At 68.5% G+C, this 23,657-nt stretch carries 16 protein-coding genes; 8 read left to right on the top strand and 8 right to left on the bottom strand.

The annotated features are described in order from the left end of the window. Nucleotide 1: 1 nt before the first annotated feature. The 3 genes from ACZF5Y_RS10025 to ACZF5Y_RS10015 are packed head-to-tail and all read right to left on the bottom strand — an operon-like array spanning nt 2 to nt 2,559. Nucleotides 2-544, bottom strand: coding sequence for a hypothetical protein (locus tag ACZF5Y_RS10025; RefSeq protein ID WP_497532526.1), 543 nt, complete (start codon nt 542-544; stop codon nt 2-4). 11 nt (nt 545-555) lie between these two features. Beyond that, nucleotides 556-1,119 (bottom strand): hypothetical protein, encoded by a 564-nt coding sequence (locus ACZF5Y_RS10020; protein ID WP_497532525.1) that lies wholly within the window; start codon nt 1,117-1,119, stop codon nt 556-558. A 51-nt stretch (nt 1,120-1,170) separates the two neighbouring features. After that, nucleotides 1,171-2,559, bottom strand: coding sequence for an aminopeptidase P family protein (locus ACZF5Y_RS10015; RefSeq protein WP_497532524.1), 1,389 nt, complete (start codon nt 2,557-2,559; stop codon nt 1,171-1,173). 63 nt (nt 2,560-2,622) lie between these two features. On the opposite strand from ACZF5Y_RS10015, the gene ACZF5Y_RS10010 reads away from it, so the two are divergent. After that, nucleotides 2,623-3,477, top strand: a complete 855-nt coding sequence (locus ACZF5Y_RS10010) for a PHP domain-containing protein (RefSeq protein ID WP_497532523.1) — start codon at nt 2,623-2,625, stop codon at nt 3,475-3,477. A 28-nt stretch (nt 3,478-3,505) separates the two neighbouring features. Here ACZF5Y_RS10010 and ACZF5Y_RS10005 read toward each other — a convergent pair whose 3' ends face one another. The 3 genes from ACZF5Y_RS10005 to ACZF5Y_RS09995 form a co-directional block, all read right to left on the bottom strand. Continuing rightward, nucleotides 3,506-5,293, bottom strand: coding sequence for an ABC transporter ATP-binding protein (locus tag ACZF5Y_RS10005; RefSeq protein ID WP_497532522.1), 1,788 nt, complete (start codon nt 5,291-5,293; stop codon nt 3,506-3,508). Then, nucleotides 5,290-6,903: an ABC transporter transmembrane domain-containing protein gene (locus ACZF5Y_RS10000; RefSeq protein WP_497532521.1), complete on the bottom strand. Its 1,614-nt coding sequence runs from the start codon at nt 6,901-6,903 to the stop codon at nt 5,290-5,292. Before ACZF5Y_RS10000 ends, ACZF5Y_RS10005 begins: the two co-directional genes overlap by 4 nt. A gap of 185 nt (nt 6,904-7,088) precedes the next feature. Continuing rightward, the gene (locus ACZF5Y_RS09995; protein WP_497532520.1) at nt 7,089-8,699 is read right to left on the bottom strand and encodes a DEAD/DEAH box helicase; all 1,611 of its coding nucleotides are present in this window, start codon (nt 8,697-8,699) and stop codon (nt 7,089-7,091) included. Nucleotides 8,700-8,840: 141 nt separating this feature from the next. On the opposite strand from ACZF5Y_RS09995, the gene ACZF5Y_RS09990 reads away from it, so the two are divergent. The 3 genes from ACZF5Y_RS09990 to ACZF5Y_RS09980 are packed head-to-tail and all read left to right on the top strand — an operon-like array spanning nt 8,841 to nt 12,185. After that, nucleotides 8,841-9,560, top strand: coding sequence for a ferritin-like fold-containing protein (locus tag ACZF5Y_RS09990; RefSeq protein ID WP_497532519.1), 720 nt, complete (start codon nt 8,841-8,843; stop codon nt 9,558-9,560). A gap of 7 nt (nt 9,561-9,567) precedes the next feature. Then, nucleotides 9,568-10,746 (top strand): methyltransferase domain-containing protein, encoded by a 1,179-nt coding sequence (locus ACZF5Y_RS09985; RefSeq protein WP_497532518.1) that lies wholly within the window; start codon nt 9,568-9,570, stop codon nt 10,744-10,746. Nucleotides 10,747-10,796: 50 nt separating this feature from the next. Further along, nucleotides 10,797-12,185 (top strand): bifunctional phosphopantothenoylcysteine decarboxylase/phosphopantothenate synthase, encoded by a 1,389-nt coding sequence (locus tag ACZF5Y_RS09980; protein WP_497532517.1) that lies wholly within the window; start codon nt 10,797-10,799, stop codon nt 12,183-12,185. A 100-nt stretch (nt 12,186-12,285) separates the two neighbouring features. Here the strand turns inward: ACZF5Y_RS09980 and ACZF5Y_RS09975 are convergent, their stop codons facing one another. Beyond that, nucleotides 12,286-12,510 carry a DUF3107 domain-containing protein gene (locus ACZF5Y_RS09975; protein ID WP_497532516.1) on the bottom strand — a complete coding sequence of 75 codons (225 nt, stop codon included), beginning with the start codon at nt 12,508-12,510 and terminating at the stop codon, nt 12,286-12,288. A gap of 205 nt (nt 12,511-12,715) precedes the next feature. Here ACZF5Y_RS09975 and ACZF5Y_RS09970 point away from each other — a divergent pair, with 205 nt between their 5' ends. Together ACZF5Y_RS09970 and ACZF5Y_RS09965 are read left to right on the top strand one after the other, a co-directional pair. Beyond that, a complete protein-coding gene (locus tag ACZF5Y_RS09970; RefSeq protein ID WP_497532515.1) occupies nt 12,716-15,979 on the top strand; it encodes a PD-(D/E)XK nuclease family protein in 3,264 nt (1,087 codons plus the stop codon). After that, nucleotides 15,976-19,515: an ATP-dependent helicase gene (locus ACZF5Y_RS09965; protein WP_497532514.1), complete on the top strand. Its 3,540-nt coding sequence runs from the start codon at nt 15,976-15,978 to the stop codon at nt 19,513-19,515. Before ACZF5Y_RS09970 ends, ACZF5Y_RS09965 begins: the two co-directional genes overlap by 4 nt. 9 nt (nt 19,516-19,524) lie before the next feature. On the opposite strand, the gene ACZF5Y_RS09960 is transcribed toward ACZF5Y_RS09965, so the two are convergent. Further along, on the bottom strand, nt 19,525-20,832 hold the full coding sequence (locus ACZF5Y_RS09960; RefSeq protein ID WP_497532513.1) for a phosphotransferase: 1,308 nt from the start codon (nt 20,830-20,832) through the stop codon (nt 19,525-19,527). A 126-nt stretch (nt 20,833-20,958) separates the two neighbouring features. Here ACZF5Y_RS09960 and nudC point away from each other — a divergent pair, with 126 nt between their 5' ends. Beyond that, complete coding sequence (gene nudC / locus ACZF5Y_RS09955; RefSeq protein ID WP_497532512.1) at nt 20,959-21,966, top strand: NAD(+) diphosphatase; 1,008 nt, start codon at nt 20,959-20,961, stop codon at nt 21,964-21,966. Continuing rightward, nucleotides 21,956-23,656 carry an ATP-dependent helicase gene (locus tag ACZF5Y_RS09950; RefSeq protein WP_497532511.1) on the top strand — a complete coding sequence of 567 codons (1,701 nt, stop codon included), beginning with the start codon at nt 21,956-21,958 and terminating at the stop codon, nt 23,654-23,656. Before nudC ends, ACZF5Y_RS09950 begins: the two co-directional genes overlap by 11 nt. The last annotated feature ends 1 nt before the right edge of the window (nt 23,657 follow it).

Below are 23,657 nucleotides of genomic sequence, written 5' to 3'. Positions count from 1 at the left end.
CCTAGAGGCGCACCGCCGCGAGCGGTTGGACGTCGGGCAGGTCGGGGCGCTCCTGATGCAGTACCGACTCCGTACGCAGTCGAGGGAGCGCTTCGTCGAGGGTCGCCCCGAGCAGATGCAAGGAGTCGGCGCGGCGCGACTCCCAGACCGGGAACTCGCCGTCTGCGGTGGCGTTTGCCGGATCCCAGAGCAGAAAATCACCGTTCTCGCTCCAGCCGAACACATCCAGACGCTCCGCGAGCTCCCACGAGCCATCGGGCTCGATCATCCAGTCGAAGTCGTCGGCGCGACCCTCACGGAATTGCGCGCGAAAGCGCGTGGTGAGGTGCTCGGCGCGTGCCCGACCATCGGCGAAGCCGGCGTGTACGGGCGGGTAGATCAGCCACAGGCCGAAGGTGCGGGCCCACCCGTACCGCTCGATGAAGTCGACATACGATCTCGGAAAGCCGAGGCCGTTCGTGAACCGGAACTGCCGCAGTGCCTCGCGATCGAGGTGCTCGGTGGTCGGGTCACCGTCGACGCGCCAAGGCTGGGAGTGATGCATGCGAGACCGAATCAGCGGACGTAGACGTCGAGGTGCGTGCCGAACGTGCCGCGATCGTAGATTTTGCCGGGATGCCCGAACGGTGTCTCGAAGACCGTGCCCTTCGGGGCGTCGCCGGCGAGCACGATGTAGCCATCGGAGTCGCTGACGTAGCCGTCATCGTTGACGTGGCGCCCGGGAATCTCGAGCCCCGGGCCTGGGAGCACTTGCTCGCTGTAGTAGGTGAACCGGTAGCCGCCCCAGTTCACGGCGCCGCTGAACATGAACTGCTCGAGCGTGTAGAGCGCGCTGCTGGTGGTGCCGGTTGTGGGCTGCTTCTGCGTCGTCGCGGGCGCCTCTGCCGCAGCGACGTCGATGCCGGCCTGCGTGGCGCTGCCGATCGGCGTCGCAGCGGTGACCGACTGCGTGATACCCGTGCTCGCCGCAGTCGCGTCGCCGGGTGCCGCGAACGCTGCCGTCATGGAGAACGGTGCGAGCGCCGTGGTGCCGAGGAGTAGAGCGGCGGTGCCGGTCGCTCCCACGGCGTATACGCGGCTGCGCCACGGAGCGCGTGAGCGTGCAGTACCGGAGACCATGGCCACAGAGTCTAGCCTCCGGTACTGCGAGCCCGCGGCGCGCGCTTCGCGTCAGCTGCGCGGCGCGCGCAGGCGCTGCACCCAGGCTTCGACCGCTGCGGCCTCGCGCGGAATCCCCGCCGACAGGTTCACGCAGCCATCGGCCGTCACGACGATGTCGTCTTCGATGCGCACGCCGATGCCGCGGTACTCCTCGGGTACGGTGAGGTCGTCGGGCTGGAAGTAGAGCCCGGGCTCGATGGTGAAGACCATGCCGGCCTCGAGCACGCCGTCGAGATACAGGTCGCGGCGCGCCTGCGCGCAGTCGTGCACATCCATGCCGAGATGGTGGCTGGTGCCGTGCACCATGTAGCGACGGTAGTAGGCGGTGCCGTCGTCTTCGGGGAGGAAGCCCCACTCGCGCGTGCGGCGCTCGATGATCTCCATCGCGGCTGCGTGCACCTCGCGGAAGCGGATGCCCGGCTGCACGATGGCGCGCGCGGCGTCGGCCGCTTCGAGGACGGTCTCGTACACACGACGCTGCACCTCGCTGAAGGTGCCCGAGATGGGTACTGTGCGGGTGATGTCCGCGGTGTACAGGCTGTCGAGCTCGATTCCGGCGTCGAGCAGCAGCAGATCGCCGTCACGCACGGGGCCGTCGTTCTGAATCCAGTGCAGCGTGCAGGCGTGGGGGCCCGACGCGGCGATGGTCTCGTATCCCACCGTGTTGCCCTCAAGGCGGGCGCGCTGGTTGAAGACGCCCTCGACAATGCGTTCGCCGCGCGTGTGCGCGCTCGCCTGCGGGAGTGCCGCGAGCACGTCATCGAATCCCTGCGCCGTCGCGTCGACCGCGGCCTGCATCTCGGCGAGTTCGTACGCGTCTTTCACGAGTCGCAGCTCGGAAGCGACGCGGGCCACCTCGGGGTCGTCGAGCGTGCGATCGGCGTCACTGGCAACGAACTCCGCGAGTGCGGCGGTGGCGACGCCGAGCGCCGCCGAGACCTGCGCGAGCGACGGGCGCGGCCCGATCCAGAACTCACCGATTTCAGGGTTCGCGAAGAACTCATCGCTGTCGCGACCGGCTCGCTCGCGGAAGTACACGGTGGCGTCGTGGCCTCCATCGCTAGGTTCGAACACGAGAATGGCGCCGGGCTCGCTCGCGGACCCCCACCCGGTGAGGTGGGCGAACGCACTGTGCGCGCGGTACTGGTAGAACGTGTCGTTCGAGCGCTGCTTCATCGCACCCGCGGCCACGACGACGCGCTCACCCGGGAACTGCGAGGCGAAGGTCGCGCGGCGCTCGGCAGCGTGCGCCGCGACCGGCCAGGCCTCGGGGAGCGTCTCCGGGCGATCCGCCCAGTGCGTGGAGAGGTACTCCACGAACACGTCGGTCTGCGGAGTGGTGCTCCGGTTGCTGTTGTCGATTTCCACCTCGTGAGTGGTCTGAGCGCTGTCGGTCATGCGTCCATCTTCTCACTTCGACGACGCATGCGACCGGCAGCGACCGCGCCGTAAGATGGCAGGATGACGGATTCCGCGGCGGGGCAGCCTGGCTTCGATCTGCACACGCACTCGGTGTTCTCGGACGGCACGACCCGCCCCGCTCAGATCGCGCGCGACGCCGCCGACATCGGCCTGGCGGGGTTCGCCCTCACCGATCACGACACCATCGACGGCTGGGGCGAAGCGCGTGAGGCGGCGGCCTCGGTGGGCGTCGATTTTCTGCCGGGCATCGAGATCACTACCAAACACGGCGGCAAATCTCGGCACCTGCTCGGGTACGGCATCTCTCCGCTCGCCGGTGAACTCTTCGACGCCCTCGCCCACGTGCGCCGGTCGCGATTGACCCGCGCAAGAGAAATGGTGCGTCTGGTCGCCGCCGATTACGCGATCACCTGGGAAGCCGTCGTCGGCGATGAGGACGCACGCACCGTTGGGCGGCCGCACATCGCCGACGCGCTCGTCGCCGCCGGGTATTTCCCCGATCGCAGCACGGTGTTCGCCGAACTCCTCCATCCGCGCTCCCGGTACTACCTCGGCACCGACGCGATCGAGACCGTCGAGGCGATTCGCATGGTGCGCGCTGCCGGGGGCGTCGCCGTGCTCGCCCACCCGGCTGCATTCCGACAGCGGACTCCCGTATCCCCGCGCGAGCTCGGCGAACTCGCCGAAGCGGGGCTCACCGGCGTCGAGCTGCGCCACCCCGAGCACCGAGATGACTGGATGCCTCCGATCATCGCGGCGGTCGCGCAGCAGGGACTCGTGGCCACCGGCTCGAGCGACTATCACGGCGCCGGCAAGCCGAACCTCCTCGGGCAGCAGACCACCGACCTCAAGACGGTGGCGCGGCTCCGCGAGGGGCTCGCGACGCCGCGCTGAATCGACGCGGGGTGATGTGCCAGTCGTCTCAGTGACCCTGCGACGCCGACCAGAGTTCGGCGTACGGGCCCGGCACTGCCCGCAGTTCGTCGTGCGTGCCGGTTTGGGCGATCCGGCCGTCGTGCATGACCACGATGCGATCCGCGCTCGCGGTCTGGGCGAGTCGATGCGCGATCACGACCGAGGTGCGCGGGCCGGCGGCGGCGCGCGACGCGGCGTCGAGCAACTCCGCATCTTGCGAGCCTGCTTCAGCGGTCGCCTCGTCGAGGATGACCAGCGGGGCTTCGGCGAGCGCGACGCGCACGAGCGCGAGGTGCTGGGCCTGGCCGGGAGTCAGGGTGAGGCCGGTATCGCCGATACGGGTGTCGAGACCCTCGGGCAGATGCAGGATCCACTCCGCACCCAGGCGCCCGATCGCCGCGGTGATCTCGGCGTCATCGGCGTCGGCGAAGAGCGTGAGGTCATCGCGCACGGTACCGTCGAACACGTGCGGCTCCTGCGCGAGCAGCACGGACGCCGCACGCTGATCGGCGGGGTGTGCCTCGGCGAGCGCGCGTGCGTCGTGCCGCACCGTGCCGCGGCGGGGCACGAGCTCGCCGGCGACGACGCGGGCGAGCGTCGACTTGCCCGCGCCGCTCGCGCCGACGACGGCGACGAACTCCCCGGGAGAGATGGTGAGCGCAACATCAGCGAGGTCGGTGGTGTCGGCGCGGTAGCCGAATTCCAGATCGACGATCTCCAGGTGACCGCGCGGCACCGCAGCGGCTGAAGCGCCAGGTGTCGGCGCGCCCGCTGCCGATTCGATCGCCGTCGTCTGGCGATCCGGCACCGTGAGCATGATGACGCCGGTGAGTCGCGCGAGGCTCGCCCCGGCGTCTTGCAGATCGTCGATGCGTGCGAGCAGGCTGCCCATCGGGCCGAAGAGGCCGAGAAAGTACAGTGCGGCGGCGGTCGCAGCACCGATTTCGAGCGTGCCCGAGGAGACCAGGAGGTACCCGACGAGCAACACGGCCGTGAGCCCGACGAACTCCGCGAAGTTCAGGTTGCCGAAGAACACGTTTCGCACGTGCGTCGCGCGCACCTCCAGCCCGATGGCCTGCTCCGATGCGTCGCCGATGCGGGTCAGATGTCGGGTTTCGGACTGGAGGGCGGCGACCGTGTCGGCGCCGCGCACGGCCTCGATGGTGCGCTGGCCCCGCTCGGCGACCGCGGCTCGGTGGTCGCGGTAGACCGGAGCGCTGCGCCGCAGGAACACCCGTAGGGCGATGATCTGGATGGGGGCCGCAGCGAGAGCCGCCAGGGCGAGCCTCGGGTCGAGCACGCTCATGCCGACGAGGCTGAGCGCGATTCCGAACCCCGCACTGAGCAGCGCCGGCAGCGCTTCGGAGACGACCTCCCCAACGGCCCGAACATCGGTCGAGAGGCGGGAGATGAGGTCGCCGGTGCCGGCGGCCTCGATGCGCGCGGCCGGCTGTGCGAACGCCGACGCGAACGCCGATTCGCGCACGACACGGATCGTGCGCTGCGCCAGACGCGCGAGGAGCACGCGGCCCCACCACGTGAGTGCGGCGCCGACGGCGAAGGCGACGACGAGCGCGATGACGACGGGAACGAGCACGGACGAGTCGTCGGCGACGACGCCGTCGACGAGACGGCCGACGAGCCACGGAGCGACGAGTGCGGCACCGGTGCCCGCGCCAATCGCCAGGAGCGCGGCGATGGGGAGCAGCGGCGTGCGGCCGATGGTGCGTGTGAGGAATCGCGCCGTGTCGCGACCGCTCGCCACCGGGAGCTTGGTCGTCTGTGGATCGCTCAACGGGTGGCCTCCCGGAGGTCGTGCACTCGGTCGCAGGCGGCGAGCAGACTGGGGCGATCGGTGATCAGCAGCATGGTGCGGCCCGCCGTGCCGAGCGCTGCGGCGATGCGCGCCTCGGTCACCGGGTCCATCGCGGTCGTCGGCTCGTGGAGCACGAGCACCTCGTGCGGCTGGTGCAGGGCGCGGGCGAGCAGCAGCCGCTGACGCTGGCCGCCCGAAAGCCGCAGCCCCCGCTCGCCGAGCGGCTCGTCGAGCCCGAGCGGCAGGCGTTCGACCACCTCGTCGAACCCTGCAATCGCGAGGTGCGCTTCGTCGGCGGGTGCGCCGAGGTTTTCAGCCGCCGACCCGCTGAAGACGGCAGCGGCGTGCGGGGGTGCGAAGACGGCAGTGCGCAGCGCCCGTGAGTCGAGCGTGCTGGCATCGATGCCACCGATCGAGACCTCACCGGGAAGCGCTCCGCGTCGCGCGCCCAGCAGATCGGCGAGGTCGTTCGCGTGTGCCGGGTCGCACCGCACGCCGACGACCGCGCCCGGGGGCACTACGACGGAGCCTCGTGCAGTGGCGATGGTGAGCGGGGCGGGCGCGCTGCTCGCCGTCGATGTCGTGATCGGTTCGGCAGATTCGGTGCGGGGTGCCGGAACCTCCAGCCCTGCATCGCGTGCCGCGTCGCCCGAGAAGTATTCCGACAGTCTCCGCGCCGAGCCGTGCTTCGCCGCGATCTGTGCCGGTACCGAGCCGAGGGTCTGCAGCGGTTCCTTGATGATCTGCGCCAGTCCCATGGCGGTGACGAAGCCGCCGACCGATACGTCGCCGTGCAGCGCGAGCCAGCCGCCGAGGGCGGCGATGCCGGCGAAGACGCAGCCGCTCACCAGCGTTGCGAGTGACGCGAGACCCGCTGATGAGCGCTCGGCGCTGAGAGCGGCCTCCGCGGCGCTGGCGCTTTCCGCGCGGTAGCGTTCGCTGGCCCGTTCAGCGCCGCCCAACGAGCTGAGCACGCGGAAGCCGGTCGCGAAGTCGGTTCCCACCGTGTCGAGGCGCGCCGCGCGGTTCTGCGCGGCGAAACCACGGCGACGCAGGGGGCCGCTCACGACGTGCACGAGGGCGCCCTGCACCAGCGCGCCGACGATGGCGGCCACCGCCAGCTGCCAGGCGATGCCGAGCAGCACGAACACCGAAAGGCCGACCGCGGCAACGGACGCCGCGATCTCGGCCGCGACCCAGAAGATGCCCGCCGACTGGAACGTGTCTGAGGCTGACAGCGCCAGCACGTCGCCCGTCGGGCGGCGGCGACGCGATCCGTCGAACAGTGCCACCCCGATCACGCGTTGACGCAGGGTGTGCTCACCACGGGTGTACACACGGGTGCCGACGCGCACGCCCGTCTGCCAAGCCACGATGAGCAGCAGGAACGCTGCGGCGAGCAACCCGAGCGACCAGACGAGGGCGAGCGGATCTCGAGGTCCGATCGCGTGATCGATGACGATGCCGACCGCGACCGGCACGAGCACCTCGCCGAACTGGTGCGCCGCGAACCCCGACAGCGCGAGCGCGGTGCGCCCGGGGCGCCGACCGCCCGAGAGCGCCTCGCCAAAGACTGCTCCTGGCGTCATCCCGGTGCGCTGCGCACGATGTCGGCGTCGGTAGTTGAAACGGGACAATCAGTGACCTCGGCGAGAAGTAAGTGCGAGCAGTGCCGTAATGGCAGTACCACCAGCCTATGCGAGAGGGATGTCGCGATGCGGACAAACGCAGTCGCACAGGAGACGGAACGACCGTCTCCTGAGCTGGCGATCGACTAGCTCTCTGAACTTACTTCCTGCGATGAACCGGTGGACACGGATGAATCTGAACTCGCAGCGTTTGCCGTGCTCGATGCGTTTGCGCCGCCACTGCGGCGACGACGGCGACGACGCTTCGGGGCCGCGGTCTCGCCCGATGCAGCGAGTGCGTCGGCCGGCGTCAACGGGGCACCGGGCTCGCCGCCGCCCTCGGTATCGTGACCGTGCTGCTCATGGCTGTGGCCCTCATGACGGCCACGGCCATGCGGATTCGCGCTGCGGGTGCGGCGGCGCGTGCGAGTGCTCGTGCTGACCCCGTCGCCGTCGGCCGGCAGTCCGTCGGTCGATCCCGAGCCGCCGGTGCGCTCACCGCGCTCGCTGCGTCCGCCGCGCTCACCGCGTCCGCCGGTGCGCTCGCGCGGAGCGCGCTCCTTGACCGGGGTGGCCTTGAGTCGGCCCTTCGACCCCTCGGGAATCTTGAGGTCGGCGAAGAGGTGCGGTGATGACGAGTAGGTCTCAACCGGGTCGGGCACGCCGAACTCGAGCGCTTTGTTGATGAGTGCCCACTTGTGCAGGTCATCCCAGTCCACGAAGGTGACCGCGATGCCGGTGCGACACGCGCGGCCGGTACGGCCGACGCGGTGCAGGTAGGTCTTCTCGTCATCGGGCACGGTGTGATTGATCACGTGCGTCACATCGTCGACGTCGATGCCGCGGGCGGCGACATCGGTGGCGATGAGGATGTCCTTCTTGCCAGCCTTGAAGGAGGCCATCGCGCGCTCGCGCTGCTCCTGGTTCAGATCTCCGTGCACCGAAGCCGCGGAGAAGCCGCGATCGACGAGCTCCTCCTGAAGCTTTGCCGCCGCGCGCTTCGTGCGCATGAAGACTACGGTCTTGCCCCGGCCCTCGGCCTGCAGAATGCGGCCGATCACCTCGTCTTTGTCGAGCGAGTGCGCGCGATAGATGATGTGCTCGATGTTGGCCTGCGCCGCGCCCTCATCCGGGTCAGACGCGCGGATGTGGATGGGGTTCGACATGAAGCGACGTGCCAGCGTCACGATCGTGCCGGGCATCGTCGCGGAGAACAGCATCGTGTGACGCGTCGGGGGCGTCAGCGAGAACAGCTTCTCGATGTCGGCGAGGAATCCGAGATCGAGCATCTTGTCGGCCTCGTCGAGCACCATCTCGCGCACCTTGCCGAGATCGAGCAGGCGCTGATTCGCGAGATCGAGCAGACGGCCGGGGGTGCCGACGACGATCTGCGCCCCCGCCTTCAGCTGCTCGATTTGCCCTTCGTAGGCCTTGCCGCCGTAGATCGGCACCACGGTCGCTGCGCGATTTTTCGCGGCGAGTTCGAGATCTTCATAGACCTGCACCGCGAGCTCGCGGGTCGGCACGACGACGAGCGCCTGCACGCCCGGTGCTGGGTCGGTGCCGATGCGCTGCAGCACGGGCAACCCGAAGCCGAAGGTCTTGCCGGTGCCCGTCTTGGCCTGGCCGATGATGTCTTGCCCGGTGATGGCGAGCGGGATCGTCTGCTCCTGGATGGGGAAGGCATCGACGATGCCTTCCCCGGAGAGCGCATCGACGAGATCCTGATCGACGCCGAGTTCGAGGAATGTGGTCATAGTGCGTCCTGTTCGATCGGTGCGGTGCTGCGCGCGCGATTCGATAGAGCGCAGCGGCCGGGGCTCCGGTGGCCCTGGCGTTGTGGTCGTTCCCGGTCAGTCTATTCCAGGGCATCCCGGTGGCGACGGTAAGCTGACAGGGTGTTCGAGTGGATCAAAGGACTGCGCCGAAAGAGCGCTCCGCAGCGCAAACTGCGCTCGCGCGGTGACGACAGCGACACCGAGCGCGTCGAGCTCGCCGAGTTCGCTCCCGCGATCCTGCCGTTTCTTGGGCTGACCGCCTATCTGCAGCTCGAGCTCTACGAGGCCGCTACGCGCGCGGTTTCAGGGGCGCCCTCGCTCAAAGCGAAGGATGTGCTGGCGCGCGTTGCCGGGCAGACACTCGCGAAGCATCAGCAGCTCACGAACGAGATTCGTGAGCGCGGGCATGAGCCCCACATCGTCATGGAACCGTTCTCGACGGTGATCGACTCGTACGTCGAGCGCATCGATGCCGACGACTGGCACCAGCACGTGCTGTCGCTCTACCTCGTCGGCGGGCTGTTTGACGATTTCTTCGCGAGCCTTGCGGGCGGGCTGAGCGACGGGTATCGCACCGAGGCCATCGCGATCCTGAGCAACGACACCGGTCGACCCGAGTTGAAGTCCCTGCTCGAAGAGGCCCTCGCCGCCGATGCGGAGCTCGCGAGTTGGCTCGCGCTCTGGGGGCGCCGCCTCGTGGGCGACACCCTGCTCGTGTCGCGTGCGGTGCTGTCGCTCAGCGACCACCGTCCGTTCGTCGCAAGCGAGGTCGAGCCGGTCTTCACCGAGCTCATCGCCGATCACATCCGCCGCATGGACGGGCTGGGGCTGACCGCCTGAGGCGACCATGCTGACCGTTCCGCACTGCGCCTACTTCGAGGCCGGGCGCTGCCGATCGTGCGCGCTCATCGAAACGCCGTACCCGAAACAGCTCACCGATAAGGAGCGGCGGTGCCGCGAGCTGCTGCCGCAGGTCGCCGAAGCGCAGTGGCTGCCGAGCGTTGCCGGGGGAGTCGCCGACTTCCGCAACAAGGCGAAGCTCGTCGTCGGCGGAACCGCGGGTCACGTGACGCTCGGCATCCTCGGGCGAGACGGGCGAGGCGTCGACCTGCGCGACTGCCTGATCCAGGAGCCCGGAATCCGCGAGGCGATCCCGCCGCTCGGAGCGTTTCTCGAAGCCACCCGACTCGCGCCCTACGACGTTCCGACGAAGCGCGGAGAGCTGAAGTTCGTGCATCTCACGCTGGCGCCCTCGGGAGCGCTGATGCTGCGCTTCGTCGTGCGCACGCAGCAAGCGCTGCAGACGCTGCGCAAGGCTCTCCCGGACCTGCTGCGCCGCGTGCCGCGTGCCGCCGTGGTCAGCGTGAACCTGCTGCCCGAGCACAAGGCAGTGCTGGAAGGCGAGCGCGAGGAGCTGCTGCTCGGATCATCGCTCGAGATGGAGCTCGGCGAAGTGTCACTGCACCTCCGACCGCAGAGCTTCTTCCAGACGAATACGTCGGTGGCCCGCGCACTTTACGCTCAGGCGGCCGAGTGGGTGGTCGCCGAGCGGCCCGCATCGATCTGGGACCTCTACTGCGGTGTCGGCGGGTTCGCGCTTCACTGCGCGACCGCCGCCCGAGACGCGCTCCGGTCGTCGCGCACCGACGCGGCAGTGCCTCGCGTGCAGGGTGTCGAAATCAGTGCGTCGGCGATCGAGTCGGCCCGACGCAGCGCCGCGGACGCCGAGATCGAAGCCGACTTCGTGGTCGCCGATGCCACCGCCTACGCGCTCGCCGCACCGGCGGAGCAGATCCCGCACACCGTCATCGTGAACCCGCCGCGCCGCGGCATCGGCGCGCAGCTCGCGGAGTGGCTCGAGGCAGCGCCCGCGCAGCGTGTCATCTATTCGAGCTGCAATCCCGAAAGCCTCGCGCGCGATCTCGCGGCCATGCCGTCATGGTCGGTGCGCAGCGCGCGCGTCTTCGACATGTTTCCACACACGAACCACCTCGAAGTCATGGTGCTGCTCGAGCGGCGAGTCTGATCTCGGTCGCGTCGTATCCCGTTTCGGTGCGGGGATGGGAGGATGGCCCCATGAACATCGTGCTCGGAGTCACCGGCGGCATCGCCGCGTACAAGGTTGTGCTGCTCGCCCGGACCCTGGTCGAGGAGGGGCACGAGGTGCATGTCGTGCCGACGGAAGACGCCCTGAAGTTCGTCGGAAAGCCGACGTGGGAGGCGATCAGCCGCAATCCGGTGACGACGTCCGTGCACGAGGATGTTCCCGAGGTGCGCCATGTGGCGCTCGGCCAGCACGCAGACCTGGTCGTCGTGGCGCCCGCGACCGCGAACACCCTCGCGCGCATGACCGCGGGCCTCGCCGATGACCTGCTCGGCACCACGCTGCTCGCGACCCGTGCGCCGGTGCTCGTGGCGCCCGCAATGCACACGGAGATGTGGCAGCACCCGGCGACGCAAGACAACGTGGCGATTCTGCGATCGCGCGGCGTGCACTTCGTGGGGCCGGAGTCGGGGCGGCTGACCGGCGCCGATACCGGGCCGGGGCGCATGAGCGAGCCCGACACCATCGCCGCTCGCGTGCGCGAACTCTTATCGGGTGCGATCGAGGTCGACGATGCGGCTGAGGCGACCGATGCGCCGGATCACCCAGACGTCATCGACGCGCCGCCGACGGTTGCCGCACCGACGATCGCGCCGGAACCGCCCCTCGAGACCACGGCTGCCGAGGCATTCGACTCGGCGCGCATCGATACGTCGGGCGCCGTCCACACTCCGGACCTGGCGGGGCTGCGCATTCTCGTGACCGCCGGGGGAACCCGGGAACCCATCGACCCGGTGCGCTACCTGGGCAACCGTTCGAGCGGCCGCCAGGGGGTCGCCGTTGCCGCCGCTGCAGCGGATCGTGGAGCGAAGGTGGTGCTCCTCGCCGCCAACATCGACGACGCCGTGCTCGACGAGGTGCGAGATCGGGCCGCCGTGCGCGTGGTGCCGGTCGGCACGACCGCCGAACTCGAGACGGCTGCTCGCGCCGCCGCCGCGGGTGCCGAAGTCATCATCATGGCCGCGGCCGTCGCCGATTACCGTGTCGCGAACGTCGCCGATCATAAGATCCGCAAGGAAGACGCGCCCGGCTCGGCTCCCGTGCTCGAACTCGTCGAAAACCCCGACATCCTCGTCGGGCTGGTGCATGAGCGGCGGCCCGGGCAGATCATCGTCGGGTTTGCCGCCGAAACGGCGGAGAGCGAAGACGAATTGCTCGAGCGAGGTCGTCGCAAGCTCGCGCGCAAGGGCGTCGACCTGCTCGCCGTGAACGCGGTCAGTTGGGACGCCGGATTCGAATCCACCGAGAATACGCTGCATCTGCTCGCCGACGACGGCGAGCGCGCCGCCGTGGCCTCTGGCAGCAAGCGCGACGTCGCCGACGAACTGCTCGACGCGGTGCGCGACGCACTGCGCGGGTAGGCGGATCATTCCGCGAAACGTCGCTGCCCGGTGAACCTCGAGGGTTCACCGGGCAGCGACGTGGTGAGACGTCAGGTCTCGGGCGATCGCGACGAGCGCGTCAGCTGATGAAGCCGACCTTGCGACCGCCTTCGCCGCCGAGCTCCACGTAGGTGATCGACTCTGCGTTCACCAGGTACTGATGGCCCTTGACGTCCGAGAACGACACGAGCGCGTCGCCCTTCGACGCGGCGTCTTCGATGCTGCTGCGCACCTGATCTGCACTCGCGTCGGTGTCGAACGCGAGTTCACGGGGAGAGTGCTTGATACCGATGCGGATTTCCACGGGGCCTCCTGAAAGTGCGGTGGCGGGATCGCCACATGAGTCTGAAATCGAGTCTACGGGCGGCGCGCTATGAGCCGGCCCGGTGAAGCGGCGCGTTCGCCAGCAGCGCACCGACGCTCCCGACGATCACCGTCCGCAGCACGCTGGTCGGTCGCCTCGCAGCGGGTGCACCGAGATTGTCAGCGGTGCTCAGTAGGCTGACGATATGACCGAATTCGACCCGTCGCAGGTGCGCGCACGCGATCTCGTGACGCACCTCGAATCCGGGCAGCACGCCCGCGTACTCGGTGCTCCCGGCAGCGGCAAGACACTGGTGCTCGTCGAAGCGTTCTGCCAGGCGCACGAGCGTGAAGGGTGGGGCGAAGGCGATGTGTTGGCGATCGCCCCGAACCGCCTCGTGGCCGCCGATTTGCGGGCCCGGGTCGAGCGTCGCATCGGTCGTGCCATCGGCGGCACCCCCGTGCGCACCGCGGCGTCTTTCGGGTTCGCCGTGCTCGCCCGTGAACACGCGATTGCCGGCACCGAGGCCCCGCGTCTCTTGACCGGCACCGTGCACGACGAGGTGGTCGCCGAGGTGATCGCTGCGATCGATGCCCCTGCCGCGGCGGCGGCCGCTGGTCTGATTCCGGAAGTGCTCGCGACCGCCTCGTTTCGTGCCGAGCTGCGCGATCTGGGGCGCGTGCTCGACGACTACGGGCTGCAGCCATCGGAGCTGCTCGCAACGCTCGACGGTGCCGCTGCGAGCGACTCGGCGTACTCGTTGGCCCCCGACGCCGAACTCGCATCGCGTTGGAGGGTCGCCGCGCGGCTCATCGACGCGGTCGAGCACCGGCTTCGTTCCACGCGTGCGGGGGAGTCGAGCGCCAGCGGGTTGCTCCGCGCAGCCGGAGCAGCGATTCGAGCCCACGGTATGCGGTCGGACGCACTCGCTTCGGCGCAGGCATTCGCGGTGCCGCGCCTGATCCTCGTCGATGACGCGCAAGAGCTCGGCGAAGGGCCGCTCGCGTTGCTTGCGGCGTGCGCCGAAGCCGGGAGCAGCATCGTCGTGTTCGGCGACCCAGACATCGCCACAGGGGCCTTTCAGGGCGAGCGCGCAGGGGTGCTCGCCGGCGTCGACGCGGCACTGTCTCGACGCATCACACCCGAGCGACTGCGATCACGTGCTGCGGCCGGCGTGCCTGATGAAGTGTGCGTGACACTCGATCTGGTGCATCGGCAGCACCCAACATTGCGGGGGTTCGTTCGGTCGCTCACCGATCGCATCGGTGCAGCCGGTGTCGGCGCGCAGCGGGCCGCTGAGGCGGCATCGCCCGAGACGACTGCGTCCGCAGGGTCTCCGTGCGCAGCGGACGCCGCAGCCGCGGCGATGACGAATGCGGTGCAGTTCGCCCGTGCCGAGTCGCCGGCTGAGCAGCTCGGCATCATCGCGCACCGACTGCGCGCGCGACATCTCGGGCTCGACGGCGGGTCAGCCGTCGACTGGAACGATATGGCGGTGATCTGTCGCAGTCGAGGCGAGGCGATGCGCGTCGCTCGCGCGCTTGCGGTGCACCAAGTGCCCACGGGTATCGCTTCCGGGGGGCTTGTCCTGCGCGAACATCGGATCGTCCGAGAACTCGTCGAGTTGCTGCAGCACGCACTGGGCCTTCGATCGCTTACGGCAGACGAGATCATGCGGCTGGCGGGCGGGGTCATCGGTGGCCTCGATCCGGTCGCCGTGCGTCGACTGCGCGGCGCACTGCTGCTCCAAGAGCGCCGAGACGCTTCTGCTGAATCGCGGGCGCCCGAGCCCATCGACGCGCTCGTGCTCGATGCGTTCGCGTTTCCCAGTGCGACACCCCTCGTCGACAGCGCCGGCGGTCGCACGCTGCGCCGTCTCGGTCTGATCGCCCAGGCGGCGACGCGCGTGCGCGAGGCCGGAGGCACGGCTCGCGAAACGCTCTGGGCGGTGTGGGACGGCACGCGACTCGCGCCCAAATGGCAGGCCGATGCGTTAGAAGCGCGAGGCGCACGGGCCGACGACGCCCACCGCTCACTCGATGCGGTGATGGGCCTCTTCTACACCCTGCAGCGACACGAGGAGTCGGCGAGTGCTCAGCCGGTCGACGCGCTGCTGAGCGATGTGCTCGAAAGTACCGTGCCCGAAGACTCGCTGGCGCAGCGCAGCCAGCGCGCCGCAGTCACCGTCACGACCCCACAAGGAGCGATCGGGCGCGAATTCTTGATCGTTGCGGTGGTCGGGGTGCAAGACGGCGCGTGGCCCAATTTGCGCTCGCGCGGCTCGCTGCTGGGCACGGCAGCCCTCGAACGCTGGCTGCGCGGTGCGGCTGCAACCTCGCCTTCCCGACGCGACACGATGCACGACGAGATGCGTCTGTTCGCCCACAGCTGTGCGCGGGCTCGCGGCGAACTGCTGGTGGTCGCGATCGGCGACGAGCAGCAGCATCCCAGCGCATTCTTCGGGCTCGGTCGTGAGCACTCGGTCGTCGGGTTGCCCAGCACGCGCCTGACGCTGCGTGGGCAGGTGGCGGCCATGCGTCGCCGCGTGGTCACGGATGCAGACGATACCGAGGCGCATTCGACGCTCGTCGCGCTGGCGCGCGCGGAGGTGCCGGGGGCACACCCTGATGACTGGTACGGAGTGCGCCCCCCGAGCACCAGCGCGCCGCTCACCGACCTCGAAGCCGACCCTGACGCGACGGTCGGTGTCAGCCCATCGCAGCTCGAACGCGCCGAGACGTGCCCACTCGATTGGGCAGTCTCCAGTCTGGGCGGTGGATCGGGCAGCGTCCAGGCGAGCCTCGGCACACTGCTGCACCATGCATTCGAAACGGCGACCGAGCCCGACCCCGATGCGCTCCTGGAAATCGTGCAGCAGGAGTGGGCGAAGCTGCCGTTCGTCGCCCCCTGGGAATCCGAACGCACCGAGCGTCTCGCGCGCGCGATGACCGCCGGGCTCGCCGCCTACCTCCAGGAGTTCACGACATCAGATCGCCAGCTCATCGGAACCGAGGCGGCATTCAAGGTGCGCATCGACCGCGCTGAATTGCGTGGCATCGCCGACCGTTTGGAACGACGGGAGACCGCTGATGGCGCAGAAGAAGTGACCGTGCTCGACCTGAAAACCGGGCGCACGGCCCCGAGCGGTCCGGCTGCAGAACAGCACGCGCAGTTGCAGGCCTATCAGCTCGGGGTGCTGCTCGGTGCATTCGAGACCGGGGCAGCGCGCAGCGGTGGCGCGCGTCTGCTGTACGTGCATCCAGACGCGGCGAAGCAGAAGGGGTTCATCGAGCGTGTGCAGCAGCCGCTCACAGACGAAGCCCGCGAAGCCTTTGCGGAACGGGTGTCGGCGGTCGCCCGTGTGATGGCGGGCGGGAGCTTCACCGCACGTGTCGAACACCACTGCTCAGACCCGCACCAGCCGGGCAACTGCCGCCTGCACGTGATCCCGGCGGTGAGCCGCGCATGACCGCTGCCGCACAACGCGAACCGGTGTTCTCCGCGACCCGTATCGCGGAAATCCTCGCGGTACCTCCGTCGACTCCACTGGTGCCAACGGCCGAGCAACGCGGTGTGATCGAGCACCCGCTCGGCAGTTCGACGCTGGTCGTCGCGGGCGCCGGCAGCGGCAAGACCGAGACGATGGCCAATCGCGTCGTCTGGCTCGTGGCGAACGGTCTCGCCGCCCCCGACGAGGTGCTGGGCCTCACCTTCACTCGCAAAGCCGCAGGTGAGTTGCGCGAGCGCATCTCGATGCGCTTGGCAGTGTTTGCAGAGCGATTGCGCGATTCCGAGGAACGCGGCGCGCTCGAACCCGGTGAAATCGAGCGGGCCGGTGAACTCCAAGCGCTGCTCGCCGACGGGCTCGAGATTCCAGAGGTCAGCACCTACAACGCGTTCGCAGCCGGAGTGCTGCAAGAATTCGGCATCGCTGCCGGGATAGCACCTGGACCATCGGTGATCGATGAAGCGACGGCCTGGCGCATCGCACGCGAGGTCGTGCTCACGAGTCGCGATCCTGCGCTCGTTGACAGCGAGTTGCGGGTGCCTGAACTGGTTCGTCACATGCTCGCACTCGACCACGCGGTCGCGGACAACCTCACCTCGCTCGACCGTGTCGACCGGGTGGTCGAAGAGTTCAGGCGGGTTATTCACCTCCCGTACAACGAGAACGAGATCGGGCGCGAGCCGAGCGGCAAGCAGTACGCGCCGGTGCGAGACGCCGTGGCGAGCCTCGGCGAAACCCCGCTCATCACCCGCCTGGCCCGAGCGTATGCCGCCGAGAAGCAACAGCGCGGGGTTATCGAGTTCTCCGACCAGTTGGCGCTTGCCACTGAGGCGATCGAGCAGTCGCGGGAGGCACGGCGAGTGCTTCGCCGTCGGCACCGAGTGGTGCTGCTCGATGAAGTGCAAGATACGTCGGTCGGCCAGACGCGCTTCCTCTCACGAATTTTTTCGGGAGGGTCGGTTATGGCCGTCGGCGACCCGCATCAGTCTATTTACGGGTGGCGCGGCGCCTCCGCTGAGGGGCTGCAATCGTTCCATGCTGATTTTGCTCCTCGGAAAATCGCCGGGGGAGACCGTCGCGAACCGGAGAGAGCACTGCGATCTGAGCCGGCGACCCTGACACTCTCCACGAGCTGGCGCAACCCGAAATCTGTACTCGATATCGCGAACGCCATTGCGCGTCCGCTCGCAGCCGAATCGCTCATCGACGTCCCGGTGCTGGCGCCTCGGCCCGGAGCCGGAAGCGGTGGCGTGGAATGGCGATATCCCGAGACGGTGCACGAGGAACGTGTTGCGGTCGCCGAATGGCTGCGCGACGCACGGCTGAAGCACGTCGAAGAGTATGGCGAACTTCCCACCGCCGCAGTGATCTTTCGCACGCGCGGGTCGATGGCGGCGTTTGCCGCCGCGCTCGCGGAGGTCGGCGTGCCGGCGCGCATCGTCGGTCTCGGCGGCCTGCTGTCGACCCCTGAAGTCACCGACGTGGTCAGCGCACTGCGCTGCCTGTGGTACGCAGACGCTGGTGGCGAGCTCATCCGGTTGCTGACCGGCCCCCGCTTCCGCATCGGAGTTGCCGACATCGCCGGGCTTCGGGAAGCCGCGCGTTGGTTCGGGGAGCGCGACGTGACGCAGCGCCCCTTGACCCCCGAGGAGCGTGCGCCCGACCGGGTGCTTCCCGACCCCGACCGTACGTACACCCTCATCGACGCGCTCGACCAGATCGCCGGCATGCGCGGACTCGATCATCGTGCGCTGTCGAACATCAGCGCAGTCGGTCGAGAGCGCCTACGTGATGCCGGGCGCATGCTTGCCACGTTGCGTCAGAGCGTCGGCGGCAGTATTGCTGAACTGATCGGTGCGACCGTGCACGCGTTGCGCATCGATATCGAACTCGACGCCAATGAAGCAGGCCCGCATGCCGGCAACTCAGCGGCGCACGCCAACCTTGATGCGTTCACCGCGCTGGTCGAGGGATACCTCGCGATCGACACGCTCGGCACGCTGCCATCGCTGCTCGAATGGATCGAACGCGCTACTGAAAACGATGATGCTGCGGAGCACGTTGCCGCACCCGCTCCAGGTACCGTGCAGCTCATCACCGCGCACGGATCCAAAGGGCTGGAATGGGATCTGGTCGCCGTTCCGCGGTTCGTCACCGGAGAATTTCCGGGCTCCGCGCGCGCGGGTGCCGGGTGGCTGCGCACCGGTCAGATTCCTGACGAGTTGCGAGGTGATGCGTCGGCGCGACCCACGCTGAACTGGCGCATCTCAGAGACGCAGCAGGAGCTTCGCGACCGCATCGCGGAGTATCGCGAGGCTTTGAAAACGCGTCACCTCGACGAGGAGCGGAGGCTGGCCTACGTCGCCGTCACACGCGCCGCCGATCGATTGCTGCTCACCGGTTCGTTCTGGGGCGGCCAGATCCGGCAGCGCACCCCGTCACCGTTCATGGTCGAGCTCGTCGATGCCGGCCTACTGGCCGGCCTCCCCGAGGAGTCTCAGCACGACGCGGATCCGAGCGAACGCGAAGAGCTCACTCTGCAGTGGCCGCTCGACCCCCTCGGAACGCGAACGCCGGCCGTGCTCGCCGCTGCTGACCGAGTGCGTGCGGCGCTCGACGGCGCGGACGCGCGCGATGCGAGCGGTGCGCGCGACGAGAACGACGCGGATACGCGTGGCACGGTAGCGGGAGCGGCTGCGGGAGTGGCTGCGGGAGTGGCTGCGGGAAGCCCGGAAGACGCCGATGACATCGACCCCGCAGTTCGTCTGCTGCTCGCCGAGCGAGCAGCGACCGAACGGGGGATGGCCGCGGTGGCGCCACCCGCAGAGCGACTGACCGCGTCGACCTTCCACGAATTCGTCGAAGATCCGCGGGCCGCAGAACACGCGAGACTTCGTCCGATTCCGCAGCGCCCGTATCGACGCACCCGAGTGGGCAACCGTTTCCACGAGTGGGTCGAGCGACGCGCCACCACGGCGCGCGGCACTGAGCTGGCACTCGTCGGGCTCGACGACCTCGTCTGGGACCAGGGCCGCTCGCTCGACAGCGACCCGCACGAAAACGACCCCGATGCGGCCGAGCTCGCGCCGCTCATCGAGCGCTTCGAGCAGTCGCGGTGGTCGCCACTCATCCCGATCGCAGTCGAACAGGAAGTGACGCTGCCGTTCGCCGGCCGCACGCTCGTGTGCAAACTGGACGCCGTGTATGCGCACGATGATGGCCGCATCGAGGTCGTCGACTGGAAATCCGGACGCTCACCGCGGACTGAGGCCGAGCGCGCATCCCGGTTCTTCCAGCTCGACCTGTATCGGCACGCGTATGCGCAGTGGGCCGGTATTGAACCCGATCACATTGATGTTGCGCTGTTCTATGTCGCCGAGGGAGTCGAACTCACCGGCGGCGCGCTTCGCAGCCTGTCCGAACTTGAACAAATCTGGCTCGACGCGGCATCGCGTCTCACGGGCGACGGCGTCATCGAGAGACCGTCGCCCGTGTAAAGCGTCTCGCTACCGCTGCGCGCCGGAGGGGAGATCGTCATCGTCGATGGGTGCTGTGAGCTGCGCATCATGATCATCATCGGCCGTAATCGACCCGCTCGCCGGGAGCGGGTCGATCACGTCGGTGATGCCCTCGATCACATCGGTCGCGTGCGCATCGGTGCTAGTCGCTGCCGTGTCGGAGTCGGTCGTGGTGCCATCCGTCGTGTCCGAGGCCCTTGAATCGGCAGATTCGCCGGGCTCGGTGAGCGGCTCGATAAAGTCGGTGTCGACGCCGAACATGCGATCCTCATCGAGACCCTCGAACGCCGCCGTATCGGAGTGCGCCTCGTCGATGATCGGCGTCTGCGAGAGCAAGGCGATGACCTCGGCGGCGTCGAGCGGCGCTGCCGCAACCGCCGCGGTGAACGCAGCGCCGAGCGCGCCGCCCGTGCCCACCAGGCGGTCGAGCATCGTCACGGCATCGTCGATGACTGCCTGATCATGCGATTCGGTGCCGTGGAGCAACCACCGCGCGACCTCAAGCTCGTGGTACAGCGCCGCTCGGGCCCGCAGATGAGCCAGCGACTCGCTGTTTCGCGCGCGTGCATAGCGTGCAATCACTGCATCGAGCACGTCGGAGCTTCCCTCGAGCAACCACGCGAGATCCGACGCGGGATCGCCAACGGCCAACTCCGACCACCCCAGCACTGCGGTGATCCGGTCATCTTCCACGCGCATGAGCTCGGCATCGAGTGAACCGTGCACCATCGTCGGAGTGAAGTCCCAGAGATCCGCCGTCTCGAGCACGTGCGTCCACCGGCGACGCACGGTCTCCGGCAGCAATCGCGTGGCGTCTGCGCGATCGACGAGGCGCGTGGCGAGCAGCCGCAGATCGGTCGCGGTGCGCACCGGCAGGCCCCCGTTCTGGGCCACCGTGATCGGAAGTTCATGGATGGCAGCGATGGCTTCGGCGATCGGGCCGAGCAAAATCGCGTCGTCGGTGAGATCTCCGGTCGAGAACCGCGCGCCATCGAGGTGCGTGGTCACGACCGCGCGAGAATCGCCGGCTCGAGTCAAACCCATCGTGGTCGGCACAGCGAACGGAAGACGACTGCGCGGTCCGTCGGTGAGCGCCGCGAGTCCCAGCAGCTCAGCAGACTGTTGCACTTCCGCATGCTGAGTGCGCGGCACCCGCACGAGCAATTCTGCATCCTCCGTGACGACCACCGCTGCGACGAACGTATCGTCGTTTTCATACTCGCGGACGCCGAACACCGTGAGTCCCGGCACCGCGGAGGTCGACAGCGCGGCTAGAGTGAAAGGGATGCTGGCCATGTACTCAGGGTATGCACGCGCGACGGTCATGCCGCTGCGCCACGCGCACCGAGTCGCAGCCCGCTGGCAACTCTAAGCAGCGAAGCGATCCCCGGTCGCCGGGGGTCGCTCACGAGAGGGGAATTCATGACCTCGGATCGGCCACCACTGGCGAGCGGAGCGCTCGACCGAGACGCTGGCACGCGTCTCGACCCGGAACTGCTGCGCGCCGCGATGTCGGATCCCTCCGCGCGACTCCTGCTCATGCGCGGTGTCGAGATTCCGGTTCTCGATACGAACGACTCGGTCACAATCGCGTGGTCGGTGCCGGGCGCACTTGATGTTCCCGGAGCAGCGGAAAGCGAGACCGGCACTTCGGCCTCTGAATCGATTCCCGACGTCTATGTTGGGCGAATCGATGGAGCTCCGGTCTTCGCGCGGGCGATTCCTGCGCAAGGCTCGGGGGAGACTGGTGACGAAGGCGAACCTGCTCCTGAATCGCTCACCGGCCACCCCGAGGCGCAGTGGGTGCACCCGTTTCTCGTCGGGGCCCGACTCTCCGATACCGAACGCGAGACGATCGGGGTCGCGTCGGCGCTGCTCCGCTGGCATGAAGCGGGGAGTTTCTCGCCGCGTGACGGATCGCTGACTTCGCCAGTGCAAGGCGGGTGGGCTCGGCTCGACGCGCGTGGCGGGGAGCACTTTCCGCGCACCGACCCCGCGGTGATTGTGCTGATCGAGCACGAAGACCGGATCCTGCTGGGCTCGAATGCACTCTGGGAAACCGGACGCTTCTCACTGCTCGCCGGCTTCGTCGAAGCCGGCGAGTCGCTCGAACACGCCGTCGCCCGCGAAGTGTTCGAGGAATCGGGCGTGCGGCTCGACGGAATCACCTATGTGACCTCGCAGCCGTGGCCCTTCCCGCGCTCACTCATGCTCGGATTCCGCGCACGACTCGCCGCCGGGGTCGACCCGCAGCATTTGGTCGCCGACCCGGCCGAAATTTCCGAGCTGCGGTGGTTCACCCGCGCGGAGTTGCAGCATCCAGCTCCCGATCTGACGCTGCCGATGCCGTTGTCGATCGCCCGCTGGATGATCGATCGATGGGTGGCCGAGGGCGACGACCGCACCCCGCAGGACATCCGTGAGCACTGACGCTGACGCGATTCTCGATGCGCTCGACCCCGAGCAGCGAGAGATCGCCGAAAGCCTGCGCGGGCCGGTCGCCGTGCTCGCCGGTGCGGGCACGGGCAAGACGCGCGCGATTACGCATCGCATCGCCTACGGCGTGCGGACGGGCGCGTACGATCCGGAACGGGTGCTCGCAGTGACGTTCACCCGCAAGGCTGCGGGGGAGCTGCAGGGGCGACTTCGCGGATTGGGTGCCGACGGTGTGCGCGCGCAGACCTTCCACGGCGCCGCACTCGCACAATTGAACCATTTCTGGCCGCAACTGGTCGGCGGTGCGGCTCCGCAGATGCTGCCCGGAAAAGTCGCGGCGCTGTCGCAGACCGTCGAATCGCTTGGGTTCCGACTCGGGGGCGAGGCTCTCCGCGACGTGGCATCCGAAATCGAGTGGCGCAAGACCAGCATGCTGAGCATCGATGCCTACGCCGAGCGACTCGATCACAGACCCGTTCCGCAAGGCTTGACCGCGGAACAGCTGCTCGACGTGCACCGGGGATACACGTCGCTGCTCGAACAGCGACGGCAGATCGACTTCGAAGACGTGCTGGTGCTCATGACCGGCATGCTAGAGGCTGAGCCTCGAGCGGCGCTCCAGGTGCGCGAGCGCTACCGGTTCTTCACCGTCGACGAGTACCAGGATGTCTCGCCGCTGCAGCACGCGCTCCTCAAAGTGTGGCTCGGCGACCGCGACGATCTGTGCGTCGTCGGCGATGCGAGTCAGACGATCTACTCGTTCGCCGGGGCGTCGAGCGGGTACCTGCTTCGATTCCGCAGCGAGTACCCTCGGGCGCGCGAGATCCGCCTGGAACGAAACTATCGATCCACGGAGCCGGTCGTGCGCATTGCCAACCGATTGATGCGCGATCGCCCCGGGGCGCTGACGCTGCGGGCTGCTCGTGACGCTGCAGAGGGCCGCGGCGTGGCCGCCCCGACATTCGAATGGTTTGCCACCGAGCACGACGAGGCCGCGGCCGTCGCCGGGTCGATCGCCGCAGCGATTCGTTCGGGGACGCCGGCCTCAGAGATCGCCGTGCTGTATCGCACGAATGCGCAATCGGCCCGGATCGAGGAGGCCCTGCGCCAATTCGAGATCAGCTCTCGCGTTCACGGTGCCCAGCGGTTTTTCGAGCGCGCAGACGTGCGGCAGGCTGTCATGCTCATTCGCGGCGAGGCGAAAGTGGCCGATAGCCGGCCGCTCTTTCAGATCGTCAGCGACGTGCTGCGCTCGGGAGGGTGGAGCGCCAAAGCCCCGGAGGGCGCTGCGCAACGAGAGAAATGGGAGGCGCTCGGCGCATTGCTCGGACTGGTCGACGAAATGCCCCCGGGCACGAGCATCCGCGAGTTCAGCGAGGAGTTGCTCGCGCGGCAGCGCATGCAGCACGAACCCACGGTCGAAGCGGTCACCTTGAGCGCGATCCATGCGGCAAAGGGGCTGGAGTGGTCGCTCGTGCACGTGGTCGGGCTGAGCGAGGGACTGTTGCCGATTGCGCACGCTGACACTGAAGACGCCATCGACGAGGAGCGTCGGCTCTGCTATGTCGCCTTTACTCGAGCGCGTGACCTGTTGAGGCTCTCGGGCGTCGCCGGCGGCGCGCGAGCGAGACGTCAGCCCTCACGGTTCATCGCGGAAGCCGGCATGGTCGCCGCGGGGCGTTAGG

It is taken from the genome of Leucobacter sp. WKLB1 (genome assembly GCF_059696215.1).
Note: the sequence above shows the minus strand (reverse complement) of the source record. Positions and strands in the feature narration are given on the sequence as shown.